At 61.4% G+C, this 15,336-nt stretch carries 13 protein-coding genes and 1 pseudogene; 9 read left to right on the top strand and 5 right to left on the bottom strand.

What is annotated here, in order from left to right; translation table 11 throughout:
* Positions 1-315 precede the first annotated feature (315 nt).
* Positions 316-1,461 (top strand): ribonuclease D, encoded by a 1,146-nt coding sequence (gene rnd, locus HQ843_RS14090; RefSeq protein WP_180902193.1) that lies wholly within the window; start codon positions 316-318, stop codon positions 1,459-1,461.
* Between the two features lie 83 nt (positions 1,462-1,544).
* Positions 1,545-2,885 carry an esterase-like activity of phytase family protein gene (locus HQ843_RS14085; RefSeq protein WP_180897731.1) on the top strand — a complete coding sequence of 447 codons (1,341 nt, stop codon included), beginning with the start codon at positions 1,545-1,547 and terminating at the stop codon, positions 2,883-2,885.
* A gap of 39 nt (positions 2,886-2,924) precedes the next feature.
* On the opposite strand, the gene HQ843_RS14080 is transcribed toward HQ843_RS14085, so the two are convergent.
* Entirely contained in the window at positions 2,925-3,332 is a 408-nt protein-coding gene (locus HQ843_RS14080) for a DUF2000 family protein (RefSeq protein ID WP_180897732.1), read from the bottom strand.
* On the opposite strand from HQ843_RS14080, the gene HQ843_RS14075 reads away from it, so the two are divergent.
* From HQ843_RS14075 to ppx, 3 genes and pseudogenes are all read left to right on the top strand, one after another.
* Positions 3,331-4,293, top strand: a complete 963-nt coding sequence (locus tag HQ843_RS14075; protein WP_180897733.1) for an AraC family transcriptional regulator — start codon at positions 3,331-3,333, stop codon at positions 4,291-4,293. The genes HQ843_RS14080 and HQ843_RS14075 overlap by 2 nt on opposite strands.
* Before the next feature lie 187 nt (positions 4,294-4,480).
* Positions 4,481-6,601: pseudogene (locus tag HQ843_RS14070) on the top strand (RNA degradosome polyphosphate kinase); the annotation flags it as partial.
* A gap of 11 nt (positions 6,602-6,612) precedes the next feature.
* Positions 6,613-8,133 (top strand): exopolyphosphatase, encoded by a 1,521-nt coding sequence (gene ppx, locus HQ843_RS14065; RefSeq protein ID WP_180897735.1) that lies wholly within the window; start codon positions 6,613-6,615, stop codon positions 8,131-8,133.
* An 87-nt stretch (positions 8,134-8,220) separates the two neighbouring features.
* On the opposite strand, the gene HQ843_RS14060 is transcribed toward ppx, so the two are convergent.
* Together HQ843_RS14060 and HQ843_RS14055 are read right to left on the bottom strand one after the other, a co-directional pair.
* On the bottom strand, positions 8,221-9,171 hold the full coding sequence (locus HQ843_RS14060) for an IS110 family RNA-guided transposase (RefSeq protein WP_180897736.1): 951 nt from the start codon (positions 9,169-9,171) through the stop codon (positions 8,221-8,223).
* A gap of 386 nt (positions 9,172-9,557) precedes the next feature.
* Positions 9,558-10,358 (bottom strand): ion transporter, encoded by an 801-nt coding sequence (locus HQ843_RS14055; RefSeq protein WP_180897737.1) that lies wholly within the window; start codon positions 10,356-10,358, stop codon positions 9,558-9,560.
* Between the two features lie 206 nt (positions 10,359-10,564).
* On the opposite strand from HQ843_RS14055, the gene HQ843_RS14050 reads away from it, so the two are divergent.
* The 3 genes from HQ843_RS14050 (at position 10,565) to HQ843_RS14040 (ending at position 13,270) form a co-directional block, all read left to right on the top strand.
* Positions 10,565-11,374 carry an MBL fold metallo-hydrolase gene (locus HQ843_RS14050; RefSeq protein WP_180897738.1) on the top strand — a complete coding sequence of 270 codons (810 nt, stop codon included), beginning with the start codon at positions 10,565-10,567 and terminating at the stop codon, positions 11,372-11,374.
* Between the two features lie 76 nt (positions 11,375-11,450).
* Positions 11,451-12,197 carry a YebC/PmpR family DNA-binding transcriptional regulator gene (locus HQ843_RS14045; protein ID WP_180897739.1) on the top strand — a complete coding sequence of 249 codons (747 nt, stop codon included), beginning with the start codon at positions 11,451-11,453 and terminating at the stop codon, positions 12,195-12,197.
* 257 nt (positions 12,198-12,454) lie between these two features.
* Positions 12,455-13,270: a transporter gene (locus HQ843_RS14040; RefSeq protein ID WP_180897740.1), complete on the top strand. Its 816-nt coding sequence runs from the start codon at positions 12,455-12,457 to the stop codon at positions 13,268-13,270.
* A gap of 97 nt (positions 13,271-13,367) precedes the next feature.
* Here the strand turns inward: HQ843_RS14040 and HQ843_RS14035 are convergent, their stop codons facing one another.
* A complete protein-coding gene (locus HQ843_RS14035; protein ID WP_180897741.1) occupies positions 13,368-14,372 on the bottom strand; it encodes an LLM class flavin-dependent oxidoreductase in 1,005 nt (334 codons plus the stop codon).
* Between the two features lie 159 nt (positions 14,373-14,531).
* Between HQ843_RS14035 and HQ843_RS14030 the strand changes: the two genes are divergently transcribed.
* The gene (locus HQ843_RS14030; RefSeq protein ID WP_180897742.1) at positions 14,532-15,047 is read left to right on the top strand and encodes a hypothetical protein; all 516 of its coding nucleotides are present in this window, start codon (positions 14,532-14,534) and stop codon (positions 15,045-15,047) included.
* Positions 15,048-15,085: 38 nt separating this feature from the next.
* Here the strand turns inward: HQ843_RS14030 and HQ843_RS14025 are convergent, their stop codons facing one another.
* A complete protein-coding gene (locus HQ843_RS14025) occupies positions 15,086-15,319 on the bottom strand; it encodes a hypothetical protein (protein ID WP_180897743.1) in 234 nt (77 codons plus the stop codon).
* Positions 15,320-15,336 lie beyond the last annotated feature (17 nt).

Raw genomic sequence — 15,336 nt, 5'->3', positions numbered from 1 at the left:
CGAAGCCCGCTCGGTCGGAACTTGCTGAACTTCAGCCGATCGCGGATGGCCGGTCTTGTTGAAGAATGCACAGCCTACAATCTCCCCCCTTGAGGGGGAGATGTCGCGAAAGCGACAGAGAGGGGTATGGGCATTAGCCGCAAGCGCCGAACCTATCGAGAGGGTTCACCCCTCTCTGCCCCTATCGGGGCATCTCTCCCTCAAGGGGAGAGATTGTGAGACGCAAGGATTTCAGCCCGCCCCCCCTCCTTCCCTTGACATCATCGCCGCAAAGGCGAAGGAAAGATGGCGAAACATGAAGACGCGTTGTTAGAGATGATTGAAACCACTGCTGCCCTTGCCGAAGCCTGCGCCACGCTCGCCAAATCCGACTTTGTCACGATCGATACCGAGTTCATCCGCGAAAGCACGTTCTGGCCGGAACTCTGCCTGATCCAGATGGCAAGCCCCGATCTGGAAGTGCTGGTCGATCCGCTTTCAGAGGGCATCGACCTCGCCCCGTTTTTCGCGCTGATGGCCGACGCCTCGGTGGTGAAGGTATTTCACGCCGCGCGTCAGGACCTCGAGATCGTCTATAAGCTTGGCAACATGCTGCCCGCGCCGCTGTTCGATACGCAGGTGGCCGCGATGGTCTGCGGTTTCGGCGACAGCGTCTCCTATGACCAGCTTGTCGCCCGCATCACCGGCGCCCAGATCGACAAGTCCTCGCGCTTTACCGACTGGCGCGCACGTCCGCTCAACGACAAGCAGCTTTCCTACGCGATTGCCGACGTCACCCATCTGCGTGACGTCTATCTGAAGCTCAAGGCGCAGCTTGAGAGCGAAGGCCGCACCGACTGGGTGGAGGAGGAAATGGCGATCCTCGAAAACCCGCAGACCTATGACCTGCCCCCGGAACAGGCATGGACCCGGCTGAAGCTCAGAATCAAGAAGCCGATCGATTTCGCGGTGATGCAGAAGGTTGCCGAGTGGCGCGAGAACGAGGCGCGCGAGCGCAACGTGCCGCGCCGCCGGGTGCTGAAGGACGACACGATCTACGAGATCGCCCAGCAGCACCCCACCGAGGCCGACGCGCTTGCAAAGCTGCGGATGATCCCGCGCGGCTGGGAACGCTCGCAGCCGGCAGCGGGCCTGCTGGAAGCGGTCAGGACCGCGCTCGCCATACCCAAGGCCGACCTTCCGCGCCTGCCCCGCCAGCCGCAACTGCCCGAAGGGGCGGCAGCCGCCGCCGAACTTCTGAAGGTGCTGCTCAAGATCGTCGCCGAGCAGAACCAGGTCGCCGCCCGTGTGATCGCGTCGTCCGACGATCTCGACAGGATCGCGGCCGAAGGCGAAAGCGCCGATGTCGAGGCCATGAAGGGCTGGCGCCGCAAGCTTTTCGGAGAACCGGCTCTCAGGCTCATGAACGGCGACGTCGCGCTGCGCTTCGTCGAGCGCAAGGTCGAAATGATCGAGGTCTGACACGAAAGCTTCATGGCTTCGTGAAACCTCCGACATAAGCAGGCGCTAACGCTGCCCGTGTTTTCAACACACGGGGATATTTCATGAAGACCCTCTTTCTGGCCGCTGCCGCAACATTTCTGGCCGGCACGGCCCTTGCCGATGACGCCCAGTTCCAGGCAAAACTCGTCAGCCACGTCATTCTGCCGGCAAACACGATCATCGCCGCGCCGGACGATGCGCCGGCCTTTATCCAGACATCGGCGAAATTCCTGAAGCTCGGCCAGCCGCGCGTCACGGAGATCGGCACCGTTGCCGGCATGTCCGCCAAACGCGAGACCGGCCTTGGCACACCGTTCGACGGCCAGCCGGTGCAGGGTTTTTCCGGCATCAAGGCAATGGGCGACGGCACGTTCTGGTCGCTCTCCGACAATGGCTTCGGCGCCAAGGCGAACTCGTCCGACGCCGCCCTGATGATCCATCATCTCGGTTTCGACTGGGATGCCGGCACGGTCGACCGCAAAGAAACCATCTTCCTCTCCGATCCGAACATGGTCGTGCCCTTCCCGATCGTGCTCGAAGGCTCTGACAGCCGCTACCTGACCGGCGCGGACTTCGATATCGAATCGATCCAGCCGGTCGAAGACGGGTTCTGGATCGGCGACGAACTCGGCCCCTATCTCCTGAAGTTCAACACGGCCGGCGAACTCCAGGCTGTTGTTGAAACGCTGGCGGACGGCAAGCCGGTGATGTCGCCCGACAACGTCGCGCTGTCGCTGCCGAACCCGGGCGGCGCAATGCCCGCCTACAACCTGCCGCGCTCCGGCGGCTTTGAAGGCATGGCGATCTCGCCGGATGGCGCGCATCTCTACGCGCTGCTCGAAAGGCCGATCGTCATGGACGGCAAGCCGGAGATGGCAGACGGCAAGCCCGCCCTGCGCGTGCTGGAATTCGACACCGCCGCCCAGGAATGGACCGGCCGCTACTGGCTCTATCCGTTTGCCGATGGCGGCACCAATATCGGCGATTTCAACATGATCGACGCCACCACCGGCCTCGTCATCGAGCGCGATGGCGGCGAAGGCGAACCAAAGATGGCCTGCGCCTCGGAAACGGCGACCGGCTGCTTCGAAAAGCCCGCAATGCTGAAGCGCATCTACAAGATCGAGATGAACGGCGACAACGTCAATGGTGCTGCCCGCAAGATCGGTTATATCGATCTGATGGCGATCGTTGATGGCGACGGCGTCGCCCGCCAGGGCGGCAAGGACGGCGTCTACACCATGCCCTTCGTCACCATCGAGAATGTCGATGTGATCGACGCCGGCCACATTATCGTCGGCAACGACAACAACCTGCCGTTCTCGGCCGGCCGCAGCCTCAATGCCGCCGACGACAACGAATTCGTCGTCCTCGAAGTCTCCGACTTCCTGAACGCGAAGTAAGTCTCAGACGCCCGGCGGCCACCGCTGCCGGGCGACCTCTCACGGGTGCATCTTCGCGCCCTTCGAAATCTTGTCGGCGATCTTCCTGTCCGCCCGGAAGGCGATGCCGACGACGCTCGCATCCTCCGGCGAGAATTCCGCGAAGACGGCCCGGTTGGCGGCATCGTGGCCCGTCGAAAACATCTCCTCGATGTAGAGCGCGGCCGGCACGCCGCGTTCGAGCGCGCGGGTCCGCACCTTCTTCAGCGTGTCGCCGTCGCCGCCGAGCACGATAATCGGCTGGGCCGACAGCGGATGATAGACATTGCCGGCGCCGTCCCTGTATTCTTCCCCCAACAAGCCGTTCTCAGCACCGGCGATGCCGGTGGCGAGAAAGGCGGTGACGTTGAGTTTCTGCCACTGGGCGAGATCCTCGCGCACGACGATGACGAATTTGGTGTCGAACATGAATGCGAACTCCGGAAAGGGATTTGAACGGTCGACGGCCATCCTAGCCACGACAGGGGATCGCGATCTTGAACGTTCGTGCAGGAGCGACGCGATCTTCGCGGCCCCCGCCGAGGACGGCATCGAGCGGCTGGAGGCGCGGTTTTCCGGCAACGGCTTTGCGCCGCACCGCCACGACACCTATGCGCTGGGCCTGACGATGGCGGGGGTCCAGACGTTTTCCTATCGGGGCGCCGCACGTTTTTCCACGCCGGGCCGGCTGATCATCCTGCATCCCGACGAACTGCATGACGGCGGCGCCGGCGGCAAGGAAGGCCTGACCTATCGGATGATCTACCTGCCGCCGGAAAAAATCATCGCCGCGACGGAGGCGCTTGCCGCCGCCCTGCCCTTCGTCCGGGATCCGGTGGCCGATGATGCGCCGCTGAGGGCAAGCCTCATCGAGGCCCTTGATGAACTCGACGGCGAGATGGGCGAACTGAAGCGCGATGGCCTGATCGCCGATATCGCCCACCATCTTCTCCGCCTCGGTGATGCCCGGGGCCGCGCCGCGCAATCCCTCGACCGCCGGGCACTCGCGCTCTGCCGCGATTTTCTGAGCGATTGCGCCGGGGAGGCAATCGATTCGAAACGGCTGGAGGCGATCACCGGCATCGACCGGTTCACGCTCGCCCGCCAGTTCCGCGCGCTTTACGGCACCAGCCCGCACCGATACCTCGTCCAGCGGCGGCTGGCGCGGGTGAAGGCGATGATCATCGATGGCAATCCTCTCGCCGAGGCCGCGATCGCCGCCGGCTTTGCTGATCAGAGCCACATGACCCGCCATTTCGCCAAGACCTACGGAATGCCGCCCGGGCGGTTCAGGGAGCTTTCGTTTTCCGCGCGCGCGGACGGAAAACCGGGCCCCGCGTTTCCCGGACGCCGCCGAGGGGTACGGTCTCAAACGCGAAAACCCGCTTGAAATACGCGGCAATCGCGGCAAACCTGCTATATGTCATAGTATCGTTGCCAAACTGGGCTATCCGGCAAATGATCAACGATCGAATGCCGATATCCGGCCAGCAAGAGGAACCACGAGCATCATGAACGACCTGTCTTCGAGCGCTTCGGAAATCGTGGAAATGAACGCCGCTGAGGATATTTCCAGGAGTCCGGCGCGGTTCATCAATCGTGAGTTTTCCTGGCTGCAGTTCAATCGTCGCGTGCTTGAGGAAACCCTTAACCCGGCTCATCCGCTGCTGGAGCGTGTACGTTTCCTGTCGATTTCCGCCGCCAATCTCGATGAGTTCTTCATGGTCCGGGTGGCCGGCCTCGAAGGTCAGGTGCGCCAGGGCGTCACCATGCTTTCCGCCGACGGCAAGACGCCGTCCGAACAGCTTGCCGACATCCTGCGCGAAATCGACAATCTGCAGATGGAGCAGCAGGCGGCGCTGGCCGTTCTCCAGCAATACATGGCCAATGAAGGCGTGATGATCGTGCGCCCGACGGTGATCTCGGACGAGGACCGGCTGTGGCTCACCAATGAATTCGAGCAGGGGATCTTCCCGGTTCTGACGCCGCTTTCGATCGATCCGGCGCATCCCTTCCCGTTCATCCCCAATCTCGGCTTCACCATGGGGCTTCAACTCGTCAGCCGCCATGGCCGCGAAACGATGAACGCGATGCTGCGCCTGCCGCCGTCGATGAACCGCTTCATACGCCTGCCCGATCTCGACGGCGCGATCCGCTATATCACCATGGAAGACGTGATCGGCCTGTTCATCCACCGGCTCTATCCGGGCTACGAGGTGCAGGGCTACGGCACGTTCCGGCTGATCCGCGACAGCGATATCGAACTGGAGGAAGAGGCCGAGGACCTGGTGCGCTATTTCGAAAGCGCGCTGAAGCGCCGCCGCCGCGGCTCGGTGATCCGGATCGAGACCGACAGCGAGATGCCGGCATCGCTGCGCCATTTCGTGATCCATGAACTCGGCGTGCCGGAGGACCGCGTGGCCGTGCTGCCCGGCCTGCTGGCGCTCAACACGCTATCGGAAATCACCAAGGCGCCGCGCCCCGATCTGCTGTTCAAGCCCTTCAACCCCCGCTTTCCCGAACGCGTCCGCGAACATCTCGGCGACACTTTCGCCGCGATCCGCGAGAAGGATTTCGTGGTTCACCACCCTTACGAATCCTTCGACGCCGTGGTCCAGTTCCTGATCCAGGCCGCGCGCGACCCCAACGTGCTCGCCATCAAGCAGACGCTTTACCGCACCTCCAATGACAGCCCGATCGTGCGCGCGCTGATCGACGCCGCCGAAGCCGGAAAATCGGTAACGGCGCTGGTGGAGCTCAAGGCCCGCTTCGACGAGGAGGCCAATATCCGCTGGGCCCGCGACCTGGAACGCGCCGGCGTGCAGGTGGTGTTCGGCTTCATCGAGCTGAAGACCCACGCAAAGCTTTCGATGGTGGTGCGCCGCGAGGAGCAGAACCTCAGAACCTATTGCCATATCGGCACCGGCAACTACCACCCGATCACGGCCAAGATCTATACCGACCTTTCCTATTTCACCTGCAATCCCGAAATCGCCAACGACATCGCCGAGATATTCAACTTCATCACCGGTTACGGCGAGCTTGAGGAAAACATGCAGATCGCGGTGTCGCCCAAGACGCTCCGCCCGCGCATTCTCCAGCATATCGAGGAAGAGATCGAGCATGTCAGGAGCGGCCTTCCCGGCGCGATCTGGATGAAGATGAACTCGCTGGTCGACCCCAAGATCATCGATGCGCTCTACCGGGCGAGCGGTGAAGGCGTGCAGATCGACCTCGTGGTGCGCGGCATCTGCTGCCTGCGCCCGCAGGTGCCGGGGCTTTCGGAGAATATCCGCGTCAAGTCGATCGTCGGCCGCTTCCTGGAGCACTCCCGGATCTACTGTTTCGGCAATGGCCACGGCCTGCCGTCTGAAAACGCTCACGTCTATCTCGGTTCGGCCGACCTGATGCCGCGCAACCTCGATCGCCGGGTTGAGACGATCGTTCCGGTCACCAACCCCACCGTGCATGAACAGGTTCTGTCCCAGATCATGCTGGGCAATATCATTGACAACCAGCAGAGCTACGAGATACTGCCCGACGGAACCTCGCGGCGGACGGAACCGCGCGAGGGCGAGGAACCGTTCAACGCGCAGGAGTATTTCATGACCAATCCGAGCCTGTCCGGCCGCGGAGAAGCATTGAAATCAAGTGCGCCGAAGCTCATCGCCGGCCTGCTGTCGGGCCGCAATAAATAAGCCGGGTATTTATGGTCGAATCAGAAGCGCAGGGGCGCCTTCGCGGAATCTCCCCTGTCTCCGTGGTCGATATCGGATCGAACTCGGTTCGCATCGTCATCTATGAGGGCCTGTCGCGCGCGCCGACGGTGCTGTTCAACGAAAAGGTCCTGTGCGGCCTCGGCCGGGGGATCGCTGCCAGCGGCAAGATGAACGAGGAAGGCGTGGAACGCGCCCTGAGGGCGTTGAAGCGCTTCAGGGCGCTCGCAACCCAGGCCCGTTCCGTCACCATGCATGTTCTGGCGACGGCGGCGGCGCGCGAGGCCACCAACGGCCCGGCCTTCATCGAGGCGGCGGAGAAAATCCTGGGGCTGGATGTCCGGGTTCTGACCGGCCGCGAGGAGGCGCTCTATTCCGCCTACGGCATCATCAGCGGATTTCACCAGCCGGACGGCATTGCAGGCGACCTCGGCGGCGGCTCGCTCGAACTCATCGACATCAAGGACAAGACCTATGGCGACGGCATCACCTTGCCGCTCGGCGGCATAAGGCTGTCGGAGCTTTCGGAAGGCTCGCTTTCCAAGGCCCGCAACTTCGCCAGGAAACAGGTCAAGAAGGTCACGTTCCTGGAAAAAGGGCGGGGCCGCACCTTCTATGCCGTCGGCGGCACCTGGCGAAACATCGCCAGGCTCCATATGGAGATCAACAATTATCCGCTGACGATGATGCAGGGCTATGAACTCGGCTTCGACGAGATGATGGCCTTTCTAGACCGCATCGGCGGCGACGAGGAACAGAAGGACCCGGCCTGGCAGGCGGTTTCCAAGAACCGCCGCATGCTGCTGCCGTTCGGCGCGATCGCGATGCGCGAAGTGCTGAGCGTCATGCAGCCGAAGGCGATCAGCTTTTCGGCGCAAGGGGTGCGCGAGGGCCTGCTCTATTCGCTGCTGAGCGCGGAGGAACAGGACCAGGATCCGCTGCTGGTGGCCGCCCGCCAACTGGCGCTGCTGCGCGCCCGCTCGCCCAAACACGCCGCCGAGATCGCCGCCTGGACAGGGCTGATGCTGCGCCGTTTCGGCATCGAGGAAACGCCCGAGGAAGCGCGCTACCGGCAGGCCGCGTGTCTGCTGGCCGATATCAGCTGGCGCGCCCATCCCGATTTCCGCGGCCGCCAGTCGCTGAACGTGATCGCCCACTCGGCGCTGACCGGCATCACCCATCCCGGCCGCGCCTTCATCGCGCTCACCAATTACTACCGCTACGAAGGCCTGCGCGACGACGACCATACCGACGGCCTCGGCACGATCGCGACGCCCGAATTGCTGGAACGCGCCAAGCTGCTTGGCGGCCTGTTGCGCGTCGCCTACCTGTTCTCGGCCTCGATGCCCGGTATTGTCGGCGCGCTCGATTTCCTGCCGGCGAAGAACAAGGATTTCGACCTCGAACTGGTGGTGCCCGAGCAGCATGCCGATTTCATCGGCGAGCGGGTGGAGGGGCGGCTGGACCAGCTTGCCAAGCTCACCGGCAAGAAGCTGATGATCGCGACCACTTGAGACGCTTCTGATCGTCAGACCGAGATCGGCCCGCCCTTACGGCGCGGGCCCAGTTTGCTGACAAACCTCTCCCCATATTCCGCGTCATCAACTCTGTTGGCTTAGCTGGTCTCTGAACCTTGCATTCAATGTGATGACTATCTTTCGCATGACCGCGGCGAGGGCGACGATTGGCTTTTTACCGTTGTGGATGAGGCGTTTGTAGAATTCGACGAATTCGCCCCTTCCTTGTGCGGCCTGCATGGCGGGCATGAACAGGATCGTTCGCACGGCTGGCCGTCCACCGCGCATCCTGCGGTAGCCGATCTTGTTGCCGCTTTCGTTTGGATGAGGCGCCAGGCCCGCCAGAGCCGCTGCTTGCTTTCGGTCCATCTTCCCCAGTTCCGGTATGGCGGCAATGAGGGCTGCGGCCGTCGTTTCGCCGATACCCTTCATGGCGGTTGCGGTCCTGGCCCTCTGCACAAGGGATGCGGAGCGCATCAGCGCACTGATGGCTTTGTCGACAAGCACGATCTGCCGGTTGAGGACAGTGAGCAGGGCCTTGAAGGTGGCGGCCAGGTCGCGCCCGCCCAGTTCGCGCGCGCTTGGGGCCTTGGCGCGATTCTGCTCGGCCACCCTCATGGCCACCAGATCGGCGCGGCGGCGCACGAGAGCCTTGAGCCTTGCCTCACAGGGGTCCTCCGCATGCCATAAAGGCAGGGTTGCCCATCGCTCCAGCCCATAGGCGACCATTTCCCGCGCATCGATCGCATCGCTCTTGCCCAAGCGGCCGCGTGACCGGATGAAAGCCTTGAGCTTGCGTGTGTCGGCGCGATGGAGCGGAAGTTTCAGGCCCCGGCATTCTTCCATCAAGATGATCTCGTAGCCGCCGGTGGGCTCGCAAATGACCAGGTCGACATCGCACTTTCGCAGGAAGTGCCGGATCTGTTTTCGCTGGTTGGGAATGACCGTCGCGATGCGGCCGTCAAAAATGGCGATGGTGTCCTTGGCGACATCGACGCCAAGGCAACGGCACGGGGGATGATGCAAAAAGGTCATGGTGATGCTATCCTCTCTAGGCTTCGGATTGTTTGCGGGCGTGCCAGGCAGCGGCCCAATCAACTCTCCAAGCGATGGCAGAGTGCGGCAGTGACCTTGATGACGTCGGGTGTTGCCCAATCCTCGGACGGTCGCCTGCCACAGCAGCTGCGGGCTGTGAAAGAGCCCGCAGCTGCGCCAACATCATAACCTGCATTCAACAAACAATCCTCGGGCTTGACCCGAGGATCCAGGCCGCCCGGCAAGGGATCGTTATAGACCTTTGCAAATTCAGCGACTTAAACCGCCTGGATGCTCGGATCAAGTCCGAGCATGACACAAGAACGAAGGGCCGATGACAAATGATGGTCAAAGCTTATTGCTTTGTCAGCGGTCTCGGCCCGCTCTCACGAGGCAGGCTGTTCCTTCCTCAGCGATGCCACCTCCTGCCTCAGCGCCTTCAGCTCCGAGAGGATCAACTGCATTTCCGGCTCGCGTGCCTGTCGGCTTTCTTCCAGAAGCTCCTGCTCATGCTCCTTCTGCATCGCCGAGACGATGATACCGATGAACAGGTTGAGCACGGTAAACGCGGTCGACAGGATGAACGGGACGAAGAACAGCCAGGCGTTCGGATAGACCTCCATGACCGGCCGGACGATGCCCATCGACCAGCTTTCCAGCGTCATGATCTGGAACAGCGAATAGATCGACGCGCCGAGCGAGCCGAACCATTCGGGAAAGGCCTCGCCGTAGAGCTTGGTCGCGATCACGGCGAAGATGTAGAACACCAGCGCCATCAGCACGATGATCGAGCCCATGCCGGGAAGGGCCGCCACCAGCCCGCCGATGACGCGCCGCAATGACGGGATCATCGACAAAAGCCGGAGCGCGCGCAGGATCCGCAATGCGCGCAGCACCTGAAGCGGGCCCGTTGCCGGCAGAAGGCTGATCGTGACGATCGTGAAATCGAAGATACTCCACGGATCGCGAAAGAACCGAAGCCTGTTGGCATAGAGGCGCAACGCGATCTCGATCACGAAAATGGTGAGCACCAGGCCGTCGAACAAACGCAGCAGCGGACCGGCAAAACTACTCATGACGGTTTCGGACGTCTCGAACCCCAAAGTGATGGCGTTGACCACGATGACCGTAAGGATGAAGGACTCCCAGAGCCGGGAATTCATCAAAGCCAGCACCTTTTCACGCATTGTCCGCATACTCCCCGCGGTGAACCCAGTCCGGCAATCGAGATGGTGAAAGTCCGCTCTGAAAGCAAGTGAGCCGACCGCGAGATTCGTCTTCATCGACGTGGCCATCTTCACGAATGTGTGATGAGCCCGGTCGTCGCCCTACATGGACCTTTCGGCGGTTCTCCTGCAAACTGCCGCGATCAGGACAATCCGAGGGAATGGCAATGCTTCGCTTGTTCGCGGCGCTTGTTCCGGCGTTTATGGCGTTCGTTGCAACGGGCGTTGCCCAGGAGGCGCGCCCGCCGGTCAGCCAGTGCCAGGCGATCGCCGAGCGGTTGCCCGATGTGAAGTTCGCAAGCTTTTCGCCGGTGGCCTATGAGGCCCCGGAAATCTCGATCAGCTTTATCGGCCATTCGACATTCCTGATCGAAAGCCCCGGCGGCGTGCGGATCGCGACCGATTATTCCGGCTTTCTCCTGCCCGGCGGCGCGCCGGATGTCGCGACGATGAACAAGGCGCATGAAAGCCATTTCACGCTGACGCCCGATCCCGATATCGGCATGGTTCTGCACGGCTGGGGCGACAATCCCGGCGAGCCGATCGATCATGATCTGGTCGTCGGCGATGTCTATATCCGCAATGTCACCACCGATATCCGCGCCTGGGGCAATTTCGAGGCGGATGGCAATTCGATCTTTATCTTCGAGGTGGCGGACCTCTGCATCGGGCACCTTGGCCATCTCCATCACGAGCTTGCCGACAGCCATATCGCTGAAATCGGCCGGCTGGATGTGGTCATGGTGCCCGTTGACGGGGGTCTGACGCTCGGGGCGGAAAGCATGAGAAACGTGATCGAACGGCTGCATTCCTCGGTGGTGCTGCCGATGCACCGCACCGGCCCGCGGGTGCGCGATTTCGCGGCGATGTTTTCCGGCGATTATGAAATCGTCTATTCCGAAAGCCGGACCTTCAACGTGTCGCTCTCTTCCCTGCCGCGTCCGCCGCAGATCCTGCTGCTGCAGGGTGTATGGTAGAGCACCGGACTTGAACGAAAGGCCTCGGCCCCCTATAAGGCGCTCAATCTGACAAACAAAAACAGGGCGGGGCTCCATGGCTGGCCATTCACAGTTCAAAAACATCATGCACCGCAAGGGCAAGCAGGACTCGGTGCGGTCTAAAATGTTCTCCAAGCTGGCGCGCGAAATCACCGTTGCCGCAAAGATGGGCGCGCCCGACCCGGACATGAATCCGCGCCTGCGCCTGGCCATCCAGAACGCCAAGTCCCAATCGATGCCGAAGGACAACATCGAGCGCGCCGTCAAGAAGGCGTCGGGGGGCGACGCGGAAAACTATGACGAAGTGCGCTATGAGGGCTATGGTCCCGGCGGCGTTGCCGTCATCGTCGAGGCGCTGACCGATAACCGCAACCGCACGGCGTCGAGCGTGCGTTCGATCTTCTCCAAGGCCGGCGGCGCACTGGGCGAAACCGGATCGGTCGCCTTCTCCTTCGATCATGTCGGCGAAATCGTCTACAAGCCGGAAACGGGAGATGCCGACGCCATGATGGAGGCCGCCATCGAGGCCGGCGCCGAGGATGTCGTCTCCGACGAGGACGGCCATACGATCTACTGCGGCTTCGAGGATATCAACGAAGTCTCCTCCGCGCTGGAAAAGGCGCTTGGCGAAGCCGAAAGCGTCAAGGCGATCTGGAAGCCGCAGAACACCATTCCCGTCGACGAGGAGCGCGCCACCTCGCTGATGCGCCTGATCGACAACCTCGACGACGATGACGACGTCCAGAACGTCTACTCGAACTTCGAGGTCGATGACGAGGTCCTGGCCAGGCTCTCCGCCTGATCTGCATTTCCGTTTGAGTTTTACAGCCGCCGGTCCGCGAGTGCCGGCGGCTTTGCCTTGCCGGCGGACGAGCGTGGGCGCGATTTTCGAGGCTGAAAATCTCGAAAGATATATTTAAGTAAATTTATTTATAACTTAAATACAAATATAATACATTTCAAATAAACTGGGTTAAATTGTAAATTTAATTTTTTGTACTTGTTCCGATGCTGTAGCCTCATAGCTGTGAAAATTGAAAATCCTGGGAGGAGATTTCGATGCGCCGTGTCATCTGTGCATCGGCAGCCGCTGTGCTGTCCATGCTTTTTGCCGAGCCCGCAGCAAGTCAAAACACCGCCGATACCAATACCGATATGGCCAGGAAACTGGCCAATCCGCTTGGCGCGATGATCGTGGTGCCGGTGGATATGTACTACGACACCGGTTACGGGCCGGCAGACGGCGACCGCTTCGTCGCCAAGTTCAAGCCGATCATTCCGTTCGAGCTGAATGACAACTGGAATCTGATCACACGTACCATCGTACCGGTCGTTTTCCAGAATGACGTATTCGGCCCCTCCGGAAAGCAGTTCGGGCTTGGCGACACCACGACGAGCCTGTTTCTGTCACCGGTCGATACCGGCGTCGACGGGCTGATCTGGGGCGCGGGGCCGATCTTTCTGCTGCCGACCGCCACGGATGACTATCTCGGCGGTGAGAAATGGGGCGCGGGACCGACTGCCATCATCATCAAGCAGACCGGACCGACCACGGTCGGCTTCCTTGGCAGTCACGTCTGGTCTTTCGCCGGCAACGACAACAGAGACGATGTCAATGCGACATTTCTTCAGCCGTTCATCACCTATCGCTTCTCACGCGTCTGGAGCGTTGGGCTGACGACAGAAACGACCTATGACTGGGAAAACGATGCCTGGTCCGTTCCGGTCGACCTGACGTTGAGCAGGCTCGTCAAGTTCGGCGACCAACCGGTCAACCTGACGGCCGGCGTTCGCTATTGGGCTGAAACGCCGGATGGCGGGCCGGATCGCTGGGGCGCCCGTCTCGGTCTGAGCTTCATTTTTCCGAACGGATAGTTGGTCGCCGGCGAAACCGTTGGAAACATTGTCCCGCACAGGCTTCGACCGAGCCGGGAACTGCAACCGCCTTTCATCGAAGGCGGCTGCAGCGTCGTCATGCTGGCGGTCTGGCCAGCTCGCGCCGCATCTCGCCGAACATCGCGACCGATTTCAACCGCGCCTCCACCGAATGGATCGGCAGCGAAATGATCACCTCGTCGGCCTTTGTATCGGCGATGAATGTTTCCATTTTCGCCTTCGCCTTTTCCGGCCCGCCAACGACGGCGAACTGGAAGGTGTGCTCGATCGACATCTTTTCCATCTCGGTCCAGATGCCGTCCATGCTGTCGACCGGGCGGGGCGTCTTGCCGCGGGCGTTGCGGCGCAGCGCCACGAAGCTTTGCAGCGCGGATGTGAACAGATAATCGGCCTCGTCATCGCGATCCGCCATCGCGCCCATCACGCCGACGATCACATAGGGCTTGTCGAGTTGCGCCGAGGGCTTGAAATTGGTCCGGTAGATGTGAAGCGCCTCGAACAGCATGTCGGGCGCGAAATGCGACGCGAAGGCATACGGCAGGCCGAGCATGGCGGCCAGATGCGCGCTGTAGGTGGAGGAGCCGAGAATATAGACCGGCACCTTGGCCCCTGCCCCCGGATTGGCGAGAAGCCGCTGGCCCTCGGCCGGATCGTCCATCAGCTGCTGCAGCTCGACGATATCGTTCGGGAAGGTCTGGGCGCCGGCATCGAGGTTGCGGCGCAGAGCGCGCGCCGTGTTCATGTCGGTTCCGGGCGCCCGGCCGAGACCGAGATCGATGCGGCCCGGATAAAGCGCCTCCAGCGTGCCGAACTGTTCGGCGATCACCAGCGGCGAATGATTGGGGAGCATGATGCCGCCGGAGCCGACGCGGATGGTGCTGGTCGCCCGGGCGGCCTCCGAGATCACCAGCGAGGTCGCCGCACTTGCGATGCCGGCCATGCCGTGATGTTCGGCAAGCCAGAAGCGGGTATAGCCCGCCGCCTCCGCCGCCCGCGCCATCTGCCGCGTGGCATCGAGCGCTTCGGAAACGGTGCCGCCTTCGACAACCGGGCAAAGGTCGAGAATGGAAAATTCGGTCATGGAAATCCTGTTCCGGAATGTGTGTCTTTGACACATAATTAGGAACGACGCGGAGGATTTGCAAAGCCCGCGTGTTGCTGTCGCGAGATAATGATTGAGGTTGCGCCGCCCCTACCGTCGGGTTAACCTTTGCCGTCGGCAATCGTTTCGGGGGAACACATGCTAAAATCCGCTTTTTTAGCCATGACGACCGCCGGATTGATTGCTGCAACGCCTTGCGCTTTCGCTGGCTACCAGGAATGGACGGTCGAAATCGACGAGGACCCGTTCGACAACAAGGGCAGCCTAGCGATGTCCTATTTCGAGGATGCCTCCGGCGCCCTTCTTGTTCTTTGCGAGGAAGGCAGCAATGCCATCATTTTCAGGTTGGGCATCAGTTATTCGATCGGAACTGACGGCATAACAGACAGGCCGCTTTCATTCGGCATCATCATCGACAAGTTCGAATCCCATCTGGGCTTCGCGCGTGCATCTGTGATCGGCGAAAATACGGTGGCTATTGATTTTCCTCTCGAAGACGAACCCGCACTGCGCCTTCTGGAAGAGATGCGCGACGGTCAGAGCAAAATCTATGTGAAGCTGGCCGATGGCGACCCGGTAAGCTATCCGCTTCGCGGCTCGACGCGCGCAGCGACCAAAGCGATATCCTATTGCTTTGGCGACGACCAACCATGAGTTGATCATCGATATTTGCCCAGCTTTGGTGCCTCGTCTTACGCGCGCGCTTCAATTGACTTGATCACGGTCCGTGCCAGACCAATAAGAGCGGACAGGCCAATCATACAGAATCCACCCACCCACAGAACGGCACCCGTCGTTGCCTGAGGCCGAAGGACCACGCCGAACGCGTCCGAAGCCGCCGCAATATCCTGATAGGCCGACAGGTACTCAATACCCCCCGCTGCCACTGTCAAAGCACCAGCAATAAAAAGAATGATCTGGATCAATTTCTGCTCCGTTCACA

Origin of the sequence: Martelella sp. NC20 (assembly GCF_013459645.1) — a bacterium.
Classification (GTDB): domain Bacteria; phylum Pseudomonadota; class Alphaproteobacteria; order Rhizobiales; family Rhizobiaceae; genus Martelella.
This window is presented reverse-complemented; position numbering and strand designations above follow the sequence as displayed.

Coding starts and splice junctions, on each gene's coding strand:
- rnd (WP_180902193.1), top strand. CDS start 316: ATGATTGAAACCACTGCTGCCCTTGCCGAAGCCTGCGCCACGCTCGCC.
- HQ843_RS14085 (WP_180897731.1), top strand. CDS start 1,545: ATGAAGACCCTCTTTCTGGCCGCTGCCGCAACATTTCTGGCCGGCACG.
- HQ843_RS14075 (WP_180897733.1), top strand. CDS start 3,331: ATGAATGCGAACTCCGGAAAGGGATTTGAACGGTCGACGGCCATCCTA.
- HQ843_RS14080 (WP_180897732.1), bottom strand. CDS start 3,332: ATGTTCGACACCAAATTCGTCATCGTCGTGCGCGAGGATCTCGCCCAG.
- ppx (WP_180897735.1), top strand. CDS start 6,613: ATGGTCGAATCAGAAGCGCAGGGGCGCCTTCGCGGAATCTCCCCTGTC.
- HQ843_RS14060 (WP_180897736.1), bottom strand. CDS start 9,171: ATGACCTTTTTGCATCATCCCCCGTGCCGTTGCCTTGGCGTCGATGTC.
- HQ843_RS14055 (WP_180897737.1), bottom strand. CDS start 10,358: ATGCGTGAAAAGGTGCTGGCTTTGATGAATTCCCGGCTCTGGGAGTCC.
- HQ843_RS14050 (WP_180897738.1), top strand. CDS start 10,565: ATGCTTCGCTTGTTCGCGGCGCTTGTTCCGGCGTTTATGGCGTTCGTT.
- HQ843_RS14045 (WP_180897739.1), top strand. CDS start 11,451: ATGGCTGGCCATTCACAGTTCAAAAACATCATGCACCGCAAGGGCAAG.
- HQ843_RS14040 (WP_180897740.1), top strand. CDS start 12,455: ATGCGCCGTGTCATCTGTGCATCGGCAGCCGCTGTGCTGTCCATGCTT.
- HQ843_RS14035 (WP_180897741.1), bottom strand. CDS start 14,372: ATGACCGAATTTTCCATTCTCGACCTTTGCCCGGTTGTCGAAGGCGGC.
- HQ843_RS14030 (WP_180897742.1), top strand. CDS start 14,532: ATGCTAAAATCCGCTTTTTTAGCCATGACGACCGCCGGATTGATTGCT.